Origin of the sequence: Pseudoxanthomonas sp. F37 (genome assembly GCF_022965755.1) — a bacterium.
Taxonomy (GTDB): domain Bacteria; phylum Pseudomonadota; class Gammaproteobacteria; order Xanthomonadales; family Xanthomonadaceae; genus Pseudoxanthomonas_A.
In genome coordinates, this window is record NZ_CP095187.1 from 3,061,453 (window position 1) to 3,079,638 (window position 18,186).

Below are 18,186 nucleotides of genomic sequence, written 5' to 3' on the forward strand. Positions count from 1 at the left end.
AGCGCAGCCGCCGAAGGTGCGCCGGGCCCGCTCCCCTTTCGCTCAGCTGGAGTTGCAACGGAATGTCGATGACGTGGGCCGACGTGCGCTTCATGCTGGAACGCACGCGCGGCCTGGTCCGTCGAGGCCTGACCAGTCTGCGCACGCGCGGCCTGGCGGCGACCTGGGCGCGGGTGCGCCGGCAGTTCACGCGGCACCCCCGGTTGCCGCCCGCGTCGCTGTACCGGCCGGCCGAGGCGCCCTTCGCCCCGTTCGCGGTGCCCGCCAGCGACGCCCCCCGCGTCAGCATCGTCGTCCCCGTCTACAACCAGGCCGCGCATACCCTGGGCTGCCTGCGCGCGCTGGCCGGACATCCACCGTCGGTCGCCTGCGAGATCATCGTCGTGGACGACGGATCCAGCGACCAGACGCACGCCTGGATGACATCCATCGCCGGACTGCGTTACCACGTGCGCGCCGGCAACGGAGGGTTCATCGCCGCATGCAACGACGGGGCCGCGCTGGCGCGCGGCGATTACCTGGTCTTCCTCAACAACGACACGTTCCCGCAGCCGGGCTGGCTCGACGCGCTGCTGGACACGTTCGGCGCGTGGCCCGAGGCGGGTCTTGTGGGCGCTCAGCTGGTCTACCCGGACGGCCGCCTGCAGGAAGCCGGCGGCGTGGTGTTCGACGACGGCTCGGCCTGGAACTACGGACGCTTCGAATCGCCCGACGATCCGCGCTACGCCAGCGTGCGCGATGCCGACTACTGCTCGGGTGCCGCAATCATCGTGCCCACCGCGCTCTTCCGCGATATCGGCGGCTTCGACACGCGCTATGCGCCGGCCTACTACGAAGACACCGACCTGGCCTTCGCCGTCCGCGCGCGCGGCCTTCGCGTGCTCTACCAGCCGGCGGCGCGTGTGGTGCACCTGGAAGGCATCACGGCCGGCACGGACACCGGCAGCGGAATCAAGGCCTACCAGGTGCGCAACCGCGCCCTGTTCGCGCGGAAGTGGGCCCGGGCGCTCATCGGGCAACCGGCAGCGGGCACCCTGCCCTCGCCCTCGACGCTGGCGCGCGGCCGACGGCAGGTGCTGGTCGTCGATACCGAGACGCCACGCCCCCGGCACGATTCGGCGTCATTGCGCATGGCCAACCTGATGCGCCTGCTGGTCGCGGAAGGCGCGCATGTGGTGTTCCTGCCGGCGGACCTGCGCGATGCAGGGGAGGACACGGCGGCCCTGCGGCAGCTTGGCGTCGAAAGCTGGCATGCCCCGTTCGCCGGCAGCATCGCCTCGTGGATGCGTGCGCACGGTGCACGCTTCGACGTGGTGCTGCTGTCGCGCCATTACGTGGCCGCCGAGCTGATTCCGCTGGTGCGCCGTTTCGCGCCGCAGGCGCGCGTCGTGTTCGACACCGTCGACCTGCATTTCCTCCGTGAACAGCGCGGCGCGGACCTCGCCGGCGACGACGCCCTCCGCCGCAGCGCCGGGAAGACGCGCGACCGCGAACTCGCGCTGATGCGCCGGGCGGACACGACGCTGGTCGTCAGCCCGGTCGAACGCGACATGCTGGCCGCGCTGCTGCCGGCGACCGCCCGCGTGGAGGTACTGTCCAACCTGCACGAACTCGCCGGCAACGGCGCAGCTTTCGCGCAACGCCGGGACCTGGTGTTCGTGGGCGGCTTCCGCCATCCGCCGAATGCCGATGCCATGCTCTGGTTCGGCCGCGAGATCTTTCCCCGCATCCGGGCGCGGCTGCCCGAGGTGCGCCTCCACTGCATCGGCGCCGAGCCTCCCGCGCAGGTCCGTGCGCTGCAGGACATTCCCGGCATCACGGTGCATGGCCACGTGCCGGACCTCGCGCCTTACATGGAGGGGGCGCGCGTGGCGGTCGCGCCGCTGCGCTTCGGCGCCGGCGTCAAAGGCAAGGTGAACCTGAGCATGGCGCATGGCCAGCCCGTGGTGGCGACGCCGTGCGCAGTGGAGGGCATGCACCTGGCGGACGGCCACGACGTACTGGTCGCGGAAGGCGCCGAGGCCTTCGCCGATGCGGTGGTGCGCCTGTACGAAGACGCCTCGCTCTGGAACCGCCTGTCCACGCACGGTCGCGAGAACATCCGCAGGCACTTTTCCATGGATGCCGCACGCGACACGGTCCGGCGGATCTTCTTCTAGCGCGCCTGCGGTGCCTGCGCGAGCCGCACGCGCGCCTGGAAGTCGTCCAGACCGGACACTGCCGCATCCAGACGGCGCGCCTCTTCCAGCGCCTGCGCCGCAAACGCCACGTCGCCGGCGCCCAGGCGCTCGCTGCCCACCGCGATCCACTTCTCCGCCAACCTTCGGCGCGCATCGGCAAGGCCGGCCTGGCGCGGCTGCAGCGTCTGCCAGGCCTGCAGACAGGCCTGGGCGCGGCGGATGCGGTTCGCGCGCAGTTCCGCCTCATAGCATTCGCGCACGGCCGGCAGCAACCGCGATGCCGCACGCTTCACCTCCGGCGCGTCCGGTGCCAGCGCCTGGGCGGCGCGCAGCTTGTCGTAGGCGCTTTCGCCGGGCGGCGTGAGCCACTGGCCCTGGGCTTCGGCGCTTGCCATGTCCGCGAGCAAGGTCTGCACGCGGCGCGCGCGCTCGCCGGGCGGCATGGCCGCACCGGGACGGTCACGCGCCTGCTCCGCACGGACCACGGCCTGCTCCGCTTGGGCGATGCGTGCGGACTGCGGCGCAAGCTCGCGTGCCTCCACCAGCGCGCGCCGCGCCTGCTCGAAGCGGAAATCCGCGGCATGCCGCTCGGCCCGCACTGCGTAGGCCACGCCCACCTGCTCCAGACCCTGGCGAGCGGCCGCGTCGCCGGGCGCGGCCGCCAGCACCTCATCGTATGCCGCCCGCGCCGCCGCCAGGCGACCGCGCCCCAGATCGCGCGCCGCCGCGCGGCGACGCGTCTCCAGCGCAGTGGCGAGCGCAGCCTGCGCCTGCGGCAGGTCCACGTGCCCGGGGTCGAAGACCCGTGCCTGGGCGATCAGCGACGCCGCCGGTTCCAGTTGGTTGCGCTGCAGATGGCGGCCTGCCTCCTGCAGCAGGTCCGACAACGCATCCTCACGCCCTTCCAGCGCTTCCAGCCGGGCCGGCTGCAGGGCCAACACGCGCTGGTACAACGGCAGCGCGGCCGCCGGATCGCCGACCAGGCGCCCGGCCGCGTGCGCCCTCACCGCCGCCTGCATCACGCTGTCCAGCCCGGCATGCTCGGCCTCGCGCGCGCGCAGGCGGGCGTCCAGCGCATCGGCCTGGGCACGCGGCACCTGCAGCTCGCGCGCCAGCGCAAGGCGTTCGCGCGCTTCGGCGAACCGGTCCTGCGCCAGCGCGCCGGCTGCCTGGCGCAGGGCCTGCTGGCCCACGCGCCGCAGGCCCATGGCCGCTTCGCCGCGGTCCGTATCCAGCGCCTGGGCCGCTTCGTACAGTTGGCGCGCACCGCTGCCGTCGGCGGCATCGAGATGCCCGCCGGCCAGTGCGCTGTCCGCCTGGTCGAGCAGGGCCTGTATCCGGGTTTCGGGCCACAACGCATCCGCCAGCGGGCGGCGCAGCACCACCAGCAGCACGAGCAGCAGCAGCGCGATGAGCAGGGCCCAGCGCCAATGCCGCCGGTCCCGCCAGGCAGGCACCGGAGGCGCGCGATGCGTGCGCGCCGCCGCGATGGCGCGCGTCCAGTCGATGCGCGGTTCGATGCGGCGATCGCGGCCTGTGTCGGGGCGCTCTTCGCGGGTCACGCCTGCAGGATAACGGCTCAGCCTGAACGTCGTGCGTCTTCCACGCCCGGCAGCGCATCCAGCTTGCCCAACAGGGTCGAGAGCTGGCCGAAATCGGCCACCTTCAGGCGCAGGCGCAGATGCACGCGACCGCTGGCGCGGTTGCCCTGGCTGTTGATGTCCAGCACGTTGGCTTCTTCCTGGGCGATCAGCGTGGTGATGTCCTTCAGCAGCCATTTGCGGTCCAGCGCCGTGACCTGCACGTCGACCTCGTAGCCGCCGCCGGCCTGGCCCCACTCCACCGGCAGTACGCGCTGCGGGCTGGCGGCGGCCAGCCGCGCGAACGAGGCGCAGTCGGCGCGGTGCACGGTGACGCCGCGCACGCGCGTCAGATAGCCCGCGATCGGCTCGCCGGGCACCGGCTGGCAACAGCGCGCCAGCTGAACCAGCAGGTTGCCCACGCCCTGCACGGTGAACTTCGACTTGCCCGGTGCGGCGACCCTGCGTGGCGGACGCCGCACGGGCAGCGCGGAGGCTTCGGGTTCGGCGGCCGCCCGCTGCTCTTCGTGCAGGGCGCGCCCGACCTGGTGCGGCCCGACATCGCCCAGCGCCACCTGGATGTAGAGATCGTCGATGCTGTCGGCATGGAACTTCTTCGCCACGCCGGCCAGGTCGGCCTGGTGCAGGCCGAGCCGCTTGAGCTCCTTCTCCAGCAGTTCGCGCCCGGCCTGCAGGTTGCGCACGCGGTCCAGCTTGTGGAACCACGCCCGCACCTTGTCGCGCGAGCGCCCACTGGCGAGGAAAGCGTTGGCCGGCAGCAGCCAGTCGCGGCGGGGCTCGGGCTCCTTCGAGGTCAGGATCTCGACGCGATCGCCGCTGCGCAGCACGTGGTTGAGCGGCACGATGCGCCCGTTGACCTTCGCCCCGCGCGTCCGGTGCCCGACCATGGTGTGCACGTGGTAGGCGAAATCGAGTACCGTGCCGCCGCGCGGCAGGTCCACCACTTCGCCTTTGGGCGTCAGCGCGTACACGCGGTCCTCCACCAGCTCCGCGTCCAGGTCGCCGGCCAGCGTGCCCTCGCCCGCCGCCTCGCCGCTGCCGTCCAGCAGGCGGCGCATCCAGGCGATCTTGCGGTCGAACGCGTCGCCGCCGCCCTTGCCTTCCTTGTACTTCCAGTGCGCGGCCACGCCCAGTTCGGCCTGCGCATGCATCTCGTGCGTGCGGATCTGCACTTCCAGCGTCCTTCCCTCGGGGCCGACCACCGCGGTGTGCAGCGAGCGGTAGTCGTTGGCCTTGGGCCGGGCGATGTAGTCGTCGAACTCGCTGGGAATGGGCACCCACAGCGCATGCACCACGCCCAGCGCCGCATAGCACGCCGCCACGTCGTCCACCGCGATGCGCACCGCGCGCAGGTCGTAGAGTTCGTCGAACCCGACCTGCTTGCGCTGCATCTTCCGCCAGATGCTGTAGATGTGCTTCGGCCGGCCGCTGATCTCGGCGCGGATGCCGTGCTCGGCCAGGGCCTTCTGCAGGCTGGCGATCACCGCGGCGATGTAGCGCTCGCGCCCGGTGCGCTTCTCGTCCAGCTGGGTGGCGATCTGCTTGTAGACCTGGGGCTGGAGGTAGCGGAACGCCAGGTCCTCCAGTTCCCACTTCAGCTGCCAGATGCCCAGCCGGTTCGCCAGCGGCGCGTGGATGTCGCGGGTGAGCCGCGCCAGCGCCTGGCGTTCGGCCTCGGGCAGCGCGCCGGCCGCGCGCATGCGCGCCAGCTGGCGGGCCAGCAGGATCGTCACCACCCGCAGGTCGCGCACGATCGCCAGCAGCAACCGGCGCAGGCCTTCGGTGTTGACGCTGCGTTCCTGCTCGGCGTGCAGGGCCCACACCTGGGCCGCCGCCGCCTGGCCCTCGCGCAGGTCGGCCAGCGCGGCGGACGTGTCCTTGCCGCCCCGCACCGCGGACTGCAGGGCAGGCACCGCGTACAGCAGCGCGGCCAGCATCACGTCGCCATCGGCGGACAGGACCGCCAGCGTATCCAGCGTGTCCGCGGCCACGCCCACCGGATCGGGCATGCCGGCATCGGCGCCGTCCTGCATTGACGCGGCGGCGAGCGAATGCCGCAGCGGCTCCGGCAGCGCTTGCAGCGCGGGCCGTTGCAGCAGCGTGGCGATGTCGTGAACGGGGGGCACCATGGCGGAAAGGGACCGCGGCCAAGCGCCGCCGGAATGACTACACTACCGGCCAGTCGACCGCAGGAACAACCATGAAGATGAGCCGCTTGTTTCTATCCCTCGTGTTGCTGACCGCCCCGCTGGCCGCATTGGCCCAGGACGCGTCGACCGACGCGCGGTTCGCCGACCTGCGCGCCTCGATGACGGCGGAGGAATTCAGGGCCGCCGGCCTGGACAAGCTGTCCGATGCCGAGCTGTCGGCACTCAGCGCATGGCTGACCCGCAAGGTCGGCGCCGAGACCGCGCGCGCGGTGGAACAGGTCCGCCAGGAGACCCAGACCGCGGTCGCCCAGGCGCAGGCCGATACGCGCCAGCAGGTGGAGCGGGAGAACCGCGGCTTCTTCGATTTCGGCTCGGACGAACCCATCAAGAGCACGCTGGCCGGCGAGTTCAGGGGGTTCGCGAAAGGCAACCGCTACACGCTGGCCAACGGGCAGGTATGGGAACAGATCGAAGCGGCCAGCCTGAGCGGCGTACGCAAGACCAACCCCGCCGTGACCATCAAGCCCGGCCTGTTCAACAACTGGTTCTTCCGCATCGACGGCTACAACACGCCGGCCAAGGTGCGCCGCATCAAGTGACGCCCGCTCAGCCGCGCAGCGCCTGCAGGCGCTGCGCGAGCTTTTTCGGCGACACGCCGGCGCGCGCGCCCAGCTCCTGGGCGAACATCGACACGCGCAGTTCCTCCAGGTCCCAGCGCAGGGCCTGCCAGCCGGGCGATTCCGCCACGCCATCCTCCACCGCCTGCGCCAGCGCGTCGGCGAAGGGCTTGATGTCCAGCATGCGGGCCTGGTCGCGGGCGGGGTCGCGCACGGCGCGCTCGGCGCGCAGGCGCATCGCCTTCACGTAGCGCGGCAACTGCGCCAGCGCATCCGCCGGCGTATCGCGCAGGAAGCCGGGATGCACCAGCGCCGCCAGCTGCGCGCGCAGGTCGTCCAGGTTGCCGCGCGCCCAGCCCATCAGCGGCGATTCCAGCTGCGGCTTGAGGTCGGCGACGGCGGACAGGATGGCCTCGGCCAGCTTCAGCCTTTCCATCGCTTCGCCGAACAGGCGCCTGCCGGCCTCCTCGCGCCGCTGTTCGAACGCGGCGCGGTCGCGGATCGTGTCCAGTACGTCCGCCAGCACGGCGTTCATCGCCGCATCGACGATGTCGCCGCGCAGGCGTTCCTGCGATTCGATGGCCGCGTACAGCAGGCCGGTCTTGGGCGACACGGGTAGCTGCTTGCGGGCCTGCTTCACCTTGTCGGCCAGGGCGATCCGGAGCAGGCGGCGCACGCCGTGCGGATGGGACGCCTCGGCCTCGGCACGGTCGGCGAATACCTGCAATGCCACCGTATCGCCCTCGTCGCGCAGGGCCGGGTAGGCCGGCACGCCGGCTTCGCCCGGCACTTCGTGCGGGATGGCCTGTGCCGGGAAGTCCCTCAGGCCGCTCGCCGCCATCGCGCGGCCCGCGCGTGCGGCGAAGGCCTGCCCGGCCTTCGCGCCGAAGCGGGCACGCAGCGCGTCCAGGTCGCGCGACTCGGCCAGCACGCGCCCTTCGTCACCGCCGCGCGGGTCCTCGCGCAGGCGCAGGTTCATGCGCAGGTGCGGCTCCAGCGCCGTTTCATCGAAATCGATCGCACCCACCGCCACGCCGGTGGCCCGCGACAGGAAACGCGCCAGTTCGCCCCGCAAATCATCGGCGGTCGGCTTCGGGAACGCCTCGAAGAACGCGCGACCGAAGTCCGGCGCGGGTACGTAGTTGCGCCGCATCGCCTTGGGCAGGCTGCGGATCAGGCCGGCCGCCTTGTCGGCCACGAAGCCGGGCGCCAGCCACGACAGCCGTGCCGGATCCAGCGCATTGAGCAGGTGCAGCGGCACCTCCAGCGTCACGCCATCGTCGGCCGCGCCGGGTTCGAACCGGTAGTGCAGCGGCAGGCGCGCGTCGCCGAGCGCGAAGTACTTCGGGTAGCGGTCTTCTTCGCTGCCTTCACCGGGCAGCAGGTCGGTCAGCGACCAGTGCAGCGCGCGGCGCTTGTCCGCCGGCAGCGCCTTCCACCACGCGTCCAGGCCGGCCGCGGAATGGATCTCCGACGGCACGCGGTCCAGATACCAGCGCGCCTGCCAGTCCTCATCGGCGACCAGGCCGGCCCGGCGCAGCTTGGCTTCTTCCTCGCGGGCCTGCTCCAGCGTCTTCAGATTGTCGGCCACGAAGCCGGCGCGCGTGTTGATCTCTCCCGTGACCAGGCCCTGCCGGACGAAGATGTCGTGCGCTTCCCCCGGCGCGATACGGCCGTAGTGCACCGGCTTCTTCGGCGCCAGCACCAGCCCGAACAGGCTGATCTGCTCGGAGGCCAACACCTGCCCCTGCGCGCGCGACCAGTGCGGATCGAAGTGCCTGCGCAGCAGCAGGTGCGGCAGCTCGGCGATCACCCAGTCCGGTTCGATCGCGGCCAGGGTCATGCCCCACACCTTCTGGGTATCCAGCAGGTTGGCCACCAGCAGCCACGGCGGCGGCCGCTTGGACAGCGGCGAGCCCGGGAATGGCAGGAAACGGCGTTGCCGCGGCGCCTGGAAATCGCCTTTCTCCGTGCGATGGCCGACCTGCGTGGGCAGGCCGGCGATCAGCGCGCGGTGCAGGGTCTGGTACGCGCCGGCACGCACGCGCTCGCTGTAGCCGTCCCCGGCGGGTGCCGGCTCGGGCTGCACGCGCGCTGCCACCGGCGCCGCTTCGGTCCTGCCTTCACGCGCCAGCCTGGCGGCACGATGCAGCTGGCCACGCGTGGCCTTCGCGGCCGCTGCGTCATCGCGCGCGACCGGCGGCGCGCGACTGCCGTCCAGCAGCGGCGCCATCGAGGCGTCGGCGTCCTCTTCCTTCCAGCCCAGTTCCTCGCACAGCAGGCGCAGCTGGCGATGCAGCTCGCGCCACTCGCGCATGCGCAGGAAGCCCAGGAAATGGCGCCCGCACCAGTCGCGCAGCCTGGACTGGGTGAGGTCCTCGTGGGCCTGCCGATACGCATCCCACAGGCGCAGGACGCCGACGAACTCGGAGCGGCCATCGGCGAACTGCGCGTGCGCGGTGTCCGCCGCGCCGCGCGCGTCCGCCGGCCGCTCGCGCGGGTCCTGGATCCCCAGGAAGGAGGCGATCACCAGCATCGGCCGCAGGCAGCCGGCGGCCTGCGCGGCCACCAGCATACGGGCCAGCTTCACGTCCACCGGCAGCCGCGCCATCTGCCTGCCGATGGCGGTCAGGCGGCGCTCGCCGTCGATCGCGCCCAGCTCGGCCAACTGCTGCCAGCCATCGGCGATGGCGCGCTCGTCCGGCGCTTCCAGGAACGGAAAGTCCTCGATCCGGCCCAGGCCCAACTGCAGCATGCGCAGGATCACCCCGGCCAGGCTGGAGCGACGGATTTCCGGGTCGGTGAACTCCGGTCGCGCCTGGAAATCGGCCTCGGCGTACAGGCGGTAGCAGATGCCTTCGGCCACGCGCCCGCAACGGCCCTTGCGCTGGTTGGCGCTGGCCTGCGAAACCGGTTCGATGTGGAGGCGGTCCAGCTTGTTGCGCGGGCTGTAGCGCTTGACGCGGGCGAAGCCCGGATCGACCACGTAGCGGATGCGCGGCACGGTCAGCGAGGTCTCGGCCACGTTGGTGGCCAGGACGATGCGCCGGTTCGGTCCCGGATTGAACACGCGGTCCTGGTCCTGGTTGGACAGGCGCGCGTACAGCGGCAGCACCTCGGTGTTGCGGTACTTGCGCCGCTCCAGCGCCTGGTGCGCGTCGCGGATCTCGCGTTCGCCGGGCAGGAAGACCAGCACGTCGCCGCGCGCATCCAGCCGGGTGATCTCATCGACCGCGCCGACGATGGCGTCGTTGACGGTGCGGTCGCCTTCCTGTCCGCCCTCGCCTTCCAGCGCGCGGTAGCGCACCTCGACCGGATAGGTGCGGCCTTCCACGCTGATCACCGGCGCGTCGTCGAAATGCCGGGCGAAGCGTCCGGTATCGATGGTGGCCGAGGTGACGATGACCTTCAGGTCGCGGCGCTTGCGCAGCAGCTGCTTCAGGTAACCCAGCAGGAAGTCGATGTTGAGGCTGCGCTCGTGCGCTTCGTCGACGATGATCGTGTCGTAGGCCGACAGCCAGCGGTCGCTGGCGATCTCCGCCAGCAGGATGCCATCGGTCATGAACTTGATGTGGGTGTCCTCGCCCACCTGGTCGTTGAACCGCACCTGGAAGCCCACGCCACGGCCCAGCTCGGTCTTCAGTTCCTCGGCCACGCGCCGCGCCACCGCGCGGGCGGCGATCCGGCGCGGCTGGGTGCAGCCGATCATGCCGGCCACGCCGCGCCCGGCGGCCAGGCACAGCTTGGGCAGCTGGGTGGTCTTGCCCGAACCGGTCTCGCCGGCGATCACCACCACCTGGTGCTGGCGGATCAGCTCGATGATGCGCTCGCCTTCGCGGGCGATCGGCAGGGACGCGTCCAGCGTCACCGCCGGCACCGTCGACAGGCGGCGCTCGCGGGTGGCGATCGACGCGTTCAATGCCTGCTCGAAGGCCTGCCGCACGCCGGCGTCGGCCGGCTTGCCCTGCCAGCGCGACCACAGACCCTGCAGGCGGCCGCGGTCGCGGCTCAGCGCGCGGTCGAGCGCGCGCCGGCCCTGTTCGAGGGCGGCGCGGTCGGGACGGGTGGGGGCGGGGTCACGGGGGATGTTCATTCTTCGGCAAGCGGTTGAAACTTTTCTCTCACGCCACATGTTCTAGTGTGCCTATTGTGCCGCCTCAACCCACCCTCAGGAGAATCCGCATGGCCAAGCCGAAGACCAAGCCCGCCAAGACCAAGGCCGCGCCCGCCGGCGCCCCCCTCGCCTCGGCCCCGTCGGCACCGAACATCGATATCGGGATCAGCAGCGGCGAGCGCAAGAAGATCGCCGACGGCCTGTCGCGGTTCCTGGCCGACAGCTACACGCTGTACCTGAAGACCCACAACTTCCACTGGAACATCACCGGCGCGATGTTCAATTCGCTGCATACGATGTTCGAGACGCAGTACACCGAGCAGTGGACCGCGCTGGACGAGATCGCCGAGCGCATCCGCGCGCTGGGTTTCAACGCGCCGGGTTCGTACCGCGAATTCGTCAACCTGACCTCGATCCCGGAAGAGCCGGGCCTGACCGACAGTGCCGACTGGCGCGAAATGGTCCGCCAGCTGGTGGTGGGCAACGAGGCGGTCTGCCGCACCGCGCGCAAGGTGCTGGACATCGCCGACGACGCCGACGATGCGCCGACCGAGGACCTGCTGACCCAGCGCCTGCAGACGCACGAGAAGTACGCGTGGATGCTGCGTTCGCTGCTGCAGTAAGCGAGGCCTGAGTGAGCGAAGCGCGAGACGCCCGGCTGGTCCGGGCGTTTTGCTGTCGGGGCCCTTTGAAGCCCCCTCTCCCCGTGGGGGGGGTTGGGGTAGGGGCAACGGAGTCCGTTGCTCAGTGGGGCCTTGGCGTGTCCGGATGCGCATTGTCGCTGTGGGGTCTTGGGCCTTGCGGGATGGTTCTTTGAGCGTGCGGGCATGGCGCCGCTGGCCGCGGGGGCCTTCTTTCTTTGCTTGTGCAAAGAAAGTAGGCAAAGAAAGCACACCCCGGCGGTCCGCCCGCCGCATGCGGCGTGTCCGGATGCGCATTGTCGCCGTGCGGTCTTGGGCCTCGCGGGATGGTTCTTTGAGCGTGCGGGCATGGCGCCGCTCGCCGCGGGGGCCCTACTTTCTTTGCTTGTGCAAAGAAAAGTAAGCAAAAGAAACACCCCCCGGCGGTCCGCCCGCCGCTGCGCGGCGGGTGCGCAGTCCCGACGGGAATTTTCGGACGGGGCATCCTGCCCCGGCCGAAAACGGCGCACATCCTTGTGCGCCGCCCTGCGGGTTTTACCCGCCGGGACTGCCGGACCTAAGGGGCCCCAGGAGCAAAAGCAAACGCGCCCGCGCCCGGGATCTGCATGTGCTGTTGCTCCTGCCTTGGGGCCCCATCTAGGCACGGCGAGTGGGCCGGGTAAAACCCGCAGGGCGCCGTCATGGATGACGGCGTTTTCGTATGGCACAGGGATGTGCCATACGTAGTTCCCGGCCCGCTCGCGGACCCGGAGCGAAGCGCAGGGCGTGCCGCCTGGGGCGTGTTTCTTTGGTTCCTTTCTTTGCACGGGCAAAGAAGTGCTTTTCAACAGCCGTATGGCTGGTAAAGGGACGCCCGCCGCGGCGAGCGGCGCCATGCGTCCGAGACAGAAACCTCTCTCGCAAGGCCACCAAAGCGGGCGCCATCGCGGATGTGGTGGCAGCCATGAAGGACGAACACACGGACTTCGTTGGACCTCTCCCCAACGCCTCTCCCGCAGGAAGAGGGGCTTGATCGCGTCCCGCTCAAGCCTGGATGAATTCCTACCCTGCGGCGCGCCCGTTTCCCACCGCTCCCCACGCCAGCCAAGTCGGCTGCCGGGCCCCGCCGCGGTATCCTGTGCCCATGTCGTCCCCCGCCCTCGAAACACTGCAGCGCGTCTTCGGTTACAGCGCCTTCCGCGGCCATCAGCAGGCCATCGTCGAACACCTCGCCGCCGGCCACGATGCCCTGGTCCTCATGCCGACCGGCGCCGGCAAGTCGCTGTGCTACCAGGTGCCCGCGCTGCTGCGCGAGGGCACCGGCATCGTCGTCTCCCCGCTGATCGCGCTGATGCAGGACCAGGTGGATGCCCTGCGCCAGCTGGGCGTGCGCGCGGCGTTCCTGAATTCCTCGCTCGCGGCGGATGAGGCCCAGCAGGTCGAACAGGCCCTGCTGCGTGGCGACCTGGACCTGCTGTACGTAGCGCCGGAGCGGCTGCTGACCGGCCGCTTCCTGTCGCTGCTGGAGCGCAGCCGCATCGCCCTGTTCGCCATCGACGAAGCCCACTGCGTCTCCGCCTGGGGCCATGATTTCCGCCGCGAGTACCTGGAACTGGCCCTGCTGCACGAGCGCTGGCCCGACGTGCCGCGCATCGCCCTGACCGCCACCGCCGACCCGCCCACCCAGCGCGAGATCGCCGAGCGGCTGAACCTGGTGGACGCGCAGAAGTTCGTCAGCTCGTTCGACCGCCCCAACATCCGCTACACCGTGGTGCAGAAGGACAACGCCCGCCACCAGCTGCGCGACATGCTGCGCAAGCACAAGGGCGAGGCCGGCATCGTCTACTGCCTCTCGCGCAAGCGGGTGGAGCAGTTCGCCGACTACCTGGCCGAGCAGGGCTTCAATGCCCTGCCCTACCACGCCGGCCTGGATGCCGAGGTGCGCGCCCACCACCAGCGGCGTTTCCTGCGCGAGGACGGCATCGTCATGGTGGCGACGATCGCTTTCGGCATGGGCATCGACAAGCCGGACGTGCGCTTCGTGGCGCACGTGGACCTGCCCAAGTCGATGGAGGGCTACTACCAGGAAACCGGCCGCGCCGGCCGCGATGGCGAGGCGGCCGAAGCCTGGCTGTGCTACGGGCTGGGCGATGTGGTGCTGCTGAAGCAGATGATCGAGCAGTCGGAGGCGGGGGAAGAACGCAAGCGCCTGGAACGGCGCAAGCTGGACCAGCTGCTCGGCTACTGCGAATCCACCCAGTGCCGGAGGCAGGTGCTGCTGGCCGGTTTCGGCGAGGTGTATCCGCACGACTGCGGCAACTGCGACAACTGCCTGAGTCCCGCCGAAACCTGGGATGCCACCGAGGCCGCACAGAAGGCCCTGAGCTGCGTGTACCGCAGCGGCCAGCGCTTCGGCGTGAACCACGTGATCGACGTGTTGCGCGGCAGCGAGAGCGAGCGCATCCGCCAGTGCGGTCACCACCACCTGACCACCTACGGCATCGGCAAGGACCTGGACGCCACCACCTGGCGCAGCGTGTTCCGGCAGCTGGTGGCCTGCGGCCTGCTGGAAGTGGAGGCCGAGTTTGGCAGCCTGCGCCTGACCGAGGGCAGCCGCGCCGTGCTGCGTGGCGAGCGACGCCTGCAGTTGCGCAAGGAACAGCGCGAGCGGCGCGAACGCGAGCGCAGCCCGCGCAGCGGCGTGGCCGTGGAGGCGGCCGACCTGCCCCGCTTCCAGGCCCTGCGCGACCTGCGCGCGCAGCTGGCGCGCGAACAGAACGTCCCGGCCTACGTCATCTTCCACGACAGCACGCTGCGCACCATCGCCGAGCAGCAGCCCGCCACGCTGGACGACCTGGCGCGCGTGGGCGGCATCGGCGGCGCGAAGCTGGCGCGCTACGGCGAGCGCGTACTGGAAGCCCTGGGCGCGGCCGGCTGAGTTCGGCCGCGTCGCCGTCCGCATCAGCCGGCATTCAATTCCCGGCTGTTAGCGTGCCCTGCAGGTGCCCGCCCGGCGCGCCGCTTCCAGGAAGCCTGCATGAAGACGTTGTCGTTCGCCCTGCTCACCCTGCTGACAGCGACGCCCGCCTGGGCCCAGTCCGATGCCGAGGCCCTGGATCTGGCCCTGCCCAACGCCAGCGCCTACGCCAACGACGCGCCCGGCACCTGGTACGGCGACCGCCAGCCGGCGCAGCAGAAGGGGCAGCGCACCGATGCGCCGGTCGATCCCTGCGCCTGGTACGGCGACGACGACGGCGATGGCGTGTCCGGCAGCGTCACCACCGGCATCGGCTACAGCAAGGGCCACGGCCGCAGCACCTACAACGCGGCCAACCTCAACCTGTGCAAGACCACGTACAACGACGAAGGCAAGCCGCGTACGCTCAATTTCAACATCAACATCGACCGTTACGACGGCCCCGGCGGCGCCTACGGCCCCTATGGCGGCTACCCCGGCGGGCCGATGATGCGCGCAGCGCCGCGACCCTGACCCCGGTTCAGTCGCGCGTCGCCAGACGCGCGACCGAGGCCACCGCCACCAGCAGCACGACGAGCAGGCCCAGCGCCGCCGCCAGCGAGGTGAGGCTGGCGACTAAACCCAGCGCCGCCGGCCCCAGCAACACGCCGGCATACCCCATCGTGGTGACGGCGGCCACCGCCAGGTGGGTGGGCATGTCGCGCTGCCGTCCCGCCGCGGAGAACATCACCGGCACCACGTTCGCCGCCCCCGCGCCGACCAGGGCGAAGCCCGCCAGGCCGGCCAGCGGCGAGGCGGCCATGACGACCAGGGCGAAGCCCGACGCGGCGACCAGCGCGCCGCAGACGACCACGCGGAACGCGCCCAGCGCCTGCACGACACGGTCGCCGGTCAGACGGCCCAGCGTCATCGTCACCGCGAAGGCCACATAGCCCAGGCCCGCGGTCGCGGGGTCCGCATGGCGTACGGTACTCAGGAAGACCGCACTCCAGTCCAGCACCGCGCCTTCGGACAGGAACATCGCAAAACACACCGCCCCCACCAGCAGGACACGGCCGCGCGGCAGCGCGAACGCCGGGTGGTCGCCCTCGCCGCCCTGCGCGAGCAGGCCGCCACGCGCCGTGGCCAGCAGCAGTGCCGCCAGCGCCGCCGTGCCGGTGATCGCGACCAGCGGCGACGCACCCAGGGCCAGCGCACCCGCCACGCCGCCGGCGCCGGCGATGCCGCCGACGCTGTACATGCCATGGAAGCCGGACATCATCGCGCGCCCGCTGGCGCGTTCGACGATGACTGCCTGCAGGTTCATCACCACGTCCAGCACGCCCAGGCTGGCGCCGAACACGGCCAACGCCACCGCCAGCACCGGAATCGAGGGTGCCAGCATCAGTGCCGGCATGCACAGGCAGATCACCGTGCCCGCGGCGAGGATCGTGCGCCGGCAGCCGAAGCGCGCGGCCAGTCCGCCGGCCAGCGGCATCATCAGCACGGAACCGATGCCCAGGCAGAGCAGCATCAGGCCGAGTTGCGCATCGTCGAGGGCCAGCTTGCGCCGGGCGAACGGAATCAGCGGCGCCCAGGCCGACACCGCGAAGCCGGCCATGAAGAAGGCGATACGGGTGGCGATGCGCTCGCGCGCGCCGGGGCGGTCCGCGTCCGCGCGGCCGTGCAGGGCCGCATCCTCAGGGGCCGGCATGCCGGATCAGGGCGCGAGCAGTTCGAACGCCACCGCCTCGCCCGCCGTGGCCGAAGGCGCGACCCACAGGTCGAACAGGCCGGGTTCTGCCGCCAGCCGGTTGTCCACGCCGTGGAAGGCCAGGTCCGCGCGCGTCAGGGTGAACTCGACATCCCGGGATTCCCCGGCAGCCAGCGCGATCTTGCGGAACCGCTTCAGCTCGCGCACCGGACGCACCCGGCTGGCGATGCGGTCGCGCACGTACAGCTGCACGACTTCCTCGCCATCGCGTGCGCCGCTGTTGGTGATGCGCGTGCGCACCGTCAGGGTGTCGTCCCAGCCCAGCTGCGTGCGCTCCAGCTGCGGCATGCCGTAGTCGAAACGCGTGTAGGAAAGCCCATGGCCGAACGGATACAGCGCCGCATGCGCGACTTCGCGCCAGCGCGTCTGGAAGAAGCGCGGCGTGCCCGGCACATTGGGCCGGCCGGTGGCGGGATGGTTGTAGAAGTACGGCTGCTGGCCGGCATCCTGCGGGAAGCTCACCGGCAGCCGCGCCGAGGGGTTGTAGTCGCCGAACACCACATCGGCCACGGCCGGGCCGGTCTGCGTGCCCAGGAACCAGGTGACCAGCAGCGCCTGCGCCTGGCGGACCGCGCCCTCCAGCGCCAGCGCGCGGCCGTTGCGCAGCACCACGACCACGGGCGTGCCGGTCGCGGCGACGGCCTCGGCCAATGCCTGCTGTGCGGCGGGGATCACGATCTGCGTGCGCGACTGCGCCTCGCCGGAGAAGTCGTGCGGCTCGCCCAGCGCCAGCAGCACGACGTCGGCCGCGCGCGCCGCCGCCACCGCGGCCTCGATGCCACCCTCGACCGCGTCCTCCATGCCGCTGCCCGGCACCACGACCAGCGCGGACGGGTCGTCCAGCGCCGCGCGCAGGCCGGTTTCCAGGTCCACCATGCGCGAAGCATCGCCGAAGATGTTCCAGCAGCCGCCGAGGTTGGCGGTGTCCTGCGCGAACGGCCCGATCAGCGCGATGCGCTGGCCGCTCTTCTTCAACGGCAGCACGTCGCCCTCGTTCTTCAGCAGGACGATGGACCGGCGCGCGCAGTCGCGTGCCAGGGCGTCGTGGGCCGGGATGTGCGACCGGTCCGCCTCGCGCGCGGGATCCAGGCAGCGGTAGGGGTCGTCGAACAGGCCGGCGGCCGCCTTCACGTGCAGCACGCGGCGCACCGCCTGGTCGACCTCGTCCATCGACAGCCTGCCCTGCTCCACCAGCGTGGCCACATGGTGGGCGTACACGCCGCTCTGCAGGCTCATGTCCAGGCCGGCCGACAGCGCCTTCTGCGCCGCGTCGGCCTCGTCGGCCGCATAGCCGTGGGCGACCAGCTCGAGGTCGGACGTGTAATCGGAGACGACGAAGCCTTCGAACTTCCACTCGCCGCGCAGGATGTCGGTCAGCAGTTCGCGGTTGGCGGAAGCAGGCACCCCGTTGATGTCGTTGAACGAGCTCATCAGGGTCAGCGCGCCGGCGTCCAGGGCGGCCTTGAACGGCGGCAGGTGCACGTCGCGCAGGGTCTGCGGCGCCATGTCCACGAAGTTGTAGTCCAGGCCGGCGGAAATGGCGCCATAGGCGGCGAAGTGCTTGGGCGTGGTCAGCAGCGAATCGGGCGCGGTCAGGTCCCCGCCCTGGAAACCGCGCACGCGCGCGGCGGCGAACTCGCAGGACAGGTACACGTCCTCGCCGGAGGTTTCGGCCACACGGCCCCAGCGCTGGTCGCGCGCGATGTCCACCATCGGCGCGAAGGTCCAGTGGATGCCGGCCGCGGTGGCCTCCTTCGCGGTGGCGCGCGCGGTGCGCTCGGCGAGGTCGGGTTCGAAACTGGCCGCTTCGCCCAGCGGGATCGGGAACACCGTGCGCATGCCGTGGATCACGTCCGCACCCAGCAGCAGCGGGATGCCCAGGCGGCTCTCCTCCACCGCGATGCGTTGCGCCTCGCGGCCTTCGGCCGCACCCACGCCGTTGAACAGCGCCCCGACACGGCCGCTGCGGATCTGCTCGCGTACCTGCTCGGCATCGCGGGCGAAGGTCTCCGGGTTGACCTCGAAGGCGAACGGCCGCAGGGCATCGGCAAAGGCGCCGAGCTGGCCGATCTTCTCCTCCAGCGTCATGTCGGCGATCAGGCTCTCGATCCTTCGCTGATGCGGCATGTAAGCGATCCTCCCGGGAACGCGGGTGTTACGGAGACGGCATTATG

Annotated in this window: 10 protein-coding genes; 5 read left to right on the forward strand and 5 right to left on the reverse strand. The window is 71.1% G+C overall.

Annotation, left to right across the window (positions count from 1 at the left end; translation table 11 throughout):
* The first annotated feature begins 62 nt into the window (after positions 1-62).
* Positions 63-2,159 carry a glycosyltransferase gene (locus tag MUU77_RS14505; protein WP_245088288.1) on the forward strand — a complete coding sequence of 699 codons (2,097 nt, stop codon included), beginning with the start codon at positions 63-65 and terminating at the stop codon, positions 2,157-2,159.
* Here the strand turns inward: MUU77_RS14505 and MUU77_RS14510 are convergent.
* Positions 2,156-3,598 (reverse strand): hypothetical protein, encoded by a 1,443-nt coding sequence (locus MUU77_RS14510; protein WP_345779080.1) that lies wholly within the window; start codon positions 3,596-3,598, stop codon positions 2,156-2,158. The two genes, MUU77_RS14505 and MUU77_RS14510, sit on opposite strands and share 4 nt — an antisense overlap.
* A gap of 161 nt (positions 3,599-3,759) precedes the next feature.
* Entirely contained in the window at positions 3,760-5,910 is a 2,151-nt protein-coding gene (locus MUU77_RS14515; RefSeq protein ID WP_245088292.1) for a bifunctional (p)ppGpp synthetase/guanosine-3',5'-bis(diphosphate) 3'-pyrophosphohydrolase, read from the reverse strand.
* A 71-nt stretch (positions 5,911-5,981) separates the two neighbouring features.
* Here MUU77_RS14515 and MUU77_RS14520 point away from each other — a divergent pair, with 71 nt between their 5' ends.
* Positions 5,982-6,530 carry a hypothetical protein gene (locus tag MUU77_RS14520; protein WP_245088294.1) on the forward strand — a complete coding sequence of 183 codons (549 nt, stop codon included), beginning with the start codon at positions 5,982-5,984 and terminating at the stop codon, positions 6,528-6,530.
* A gap of 7 nt (positions 6,531-6,537) precedes the next feature.
* Here the strand turns inward: MUU77_RS14520 and hrpA are convergent, their stop codons facing one another.
* The gene (hrpA, locus tag MUU77_RS14525; protein WP_245088296.1) at positions 6,538-10,641 is read right to left on the reverse strand and encodes an ATP-dependent RNA helicase HrpA; all 4,104 of its coding nucleotides are present in this window, start codon (positions 10,639-10,641) and stop codon (positions 6,538-6,540) included.
* A gap of 89 nt (positions 10,642-10,730) precedes the next feature.
* Between hrpA and MUU77_RS14530 the strand changes: the two genes are divergently transcribed.
* The 3 genes from MUU77_RS14530 (at position 10,731) to MUU77_RS14540 (ending at position 14,772) form a co-directional block, all read left to right on the forward strand.
* Positions 10,731-11,285, forward strand: coding sequence for a Dps family protein (locus MUU77_RS14530; RefSeq protein WP_245088298.1), 555 nt, complete (start codon positions 10,731-10,733; stop codon positions 11,283-11,285).
* A 1,141-nt stretch (positions 11,286-12,426) separates the two neighbouring features.
* Complete coding sequence (gene recQ / locus MUU77_RS14535; RefSeq protein WP_245088300.1) at positions 12,427-14,220, forward strand: DNA helicase RecQ; 1,794 nt, start codon at positions 12,427-12,429, stop codon at positions 14,218-14,220.
* 99 nt (positions 14,221-14,319) lie between these two features.
* On the forward strand, positions 14,320-14,772 hold the full coding sequence (locus tag MUU77_RS14540) for a hypothetical protein (RefSeq protein ID WP_245088302.1): 453 nt from the start codon (positions 14,320-14,322) through the stop codon (positions 14,770-14,772).
* A gap of 7 nt (positions 14,773-14,779) precedes the next feature.
* On the opposite strand, the gene MUU77_RS14545 is transcribed toward MUU77_RS14540, so the two are convergent.
* On the reverse strand, positions 14,780-15,952 hold the full coding sequence (locus MUU77_RS14545) for an MFS transporter (RefSeq protein ID WP_245088304.1): 1,173 nt from the start codon (positions 15,950-15,952) through the stop codon (positions 14,780-14,782).
* A gap of 6 nt (positions 15,953-15,958) precedes the next feature.
* A complete protein-coding gene (locus MUU77_RS14550; RefSeq protein WP_245088306.1) occupies positions 15,959-18,139 on the reverse strand; it encodes a glycoside hydrolase family 3 N-terminal domain-containing protein in 2,181 nt (726 codons plus the stop codon).
* Between the last annotated feature and the right edge of the window lie 47 nt (positions 18,140-18,186).

What these genes read in the sequence shown, in the direction of transcription:
- MUU77_RS14520 (WP_245088294.1), top strand. Translation starts at nt 5,982, where the DNA reads ATGAAGATGAGCCGCTTGTTTCTATCCCTCGTGTTGCTGACCGCCCCG.
- MUU77_RS14540 (WP_245088302.1), top strand. Translation starts at nt 14,320, where the DNA reads ATGAAGACGTTGTCGTTCGCCCTGCTCACCCTGCTGACAGCGACGCCC.
- MUU77_RS14545 (WP_245088304.1), bottom strand. Translation starts at nt 15,952, where the DNA reads ATGCCGGCCCCTGAGGATGCGGCCCTGCACGGCCGCGCGGACGCGGAC.
- MUU77_RS14515 (WP_245088292.1), bottom strand. Translation starts at nt 5,910, where the DNA reads ATGGTGCCCCCCGTTCACGACATCGCCACGCTGCTGCAACGGCCCGCG.
- hrpA (WP_245088296.1), bottom strand. Translation starts at nt 10,641, where the DNA reads ATGAACATCCCCCGTGACCCCGCCCCCACCCGTCCCGACCGCGCCGCC.
- MUU77_RS14505 (WP_245088288.1), top strand. Translation starts at nt 63, where the DNA reads ATGTCGATGACGTGGGCCGACGTGCGCTTCATGCTGGAACGCACGCGC.
- MUU77_RS14530 (WP_245088298.1), top strand. Translation starts at nt 10,731, where the DNA reads ATGGCCAAGCCGAAGACCAAGCCCGCCAAGACCAAGGCCGCGCCCGCC.
- recQ (WP_245088300.1), top strand. Translation starts at nt 12,427, where the DNA reads ATGTCGTCCCCCGCCCTCGAAACACTGCAGCGCGTCTTCGGTTACAGC.
- MUU77_RS14550 (WP_245088306.1), bottom strand. Translation starts at nt 18,139, where the DNA reads ATGCCGCATCAGCGAAGGATCGAGAGCCTGATCGCCGACATGACGCTG.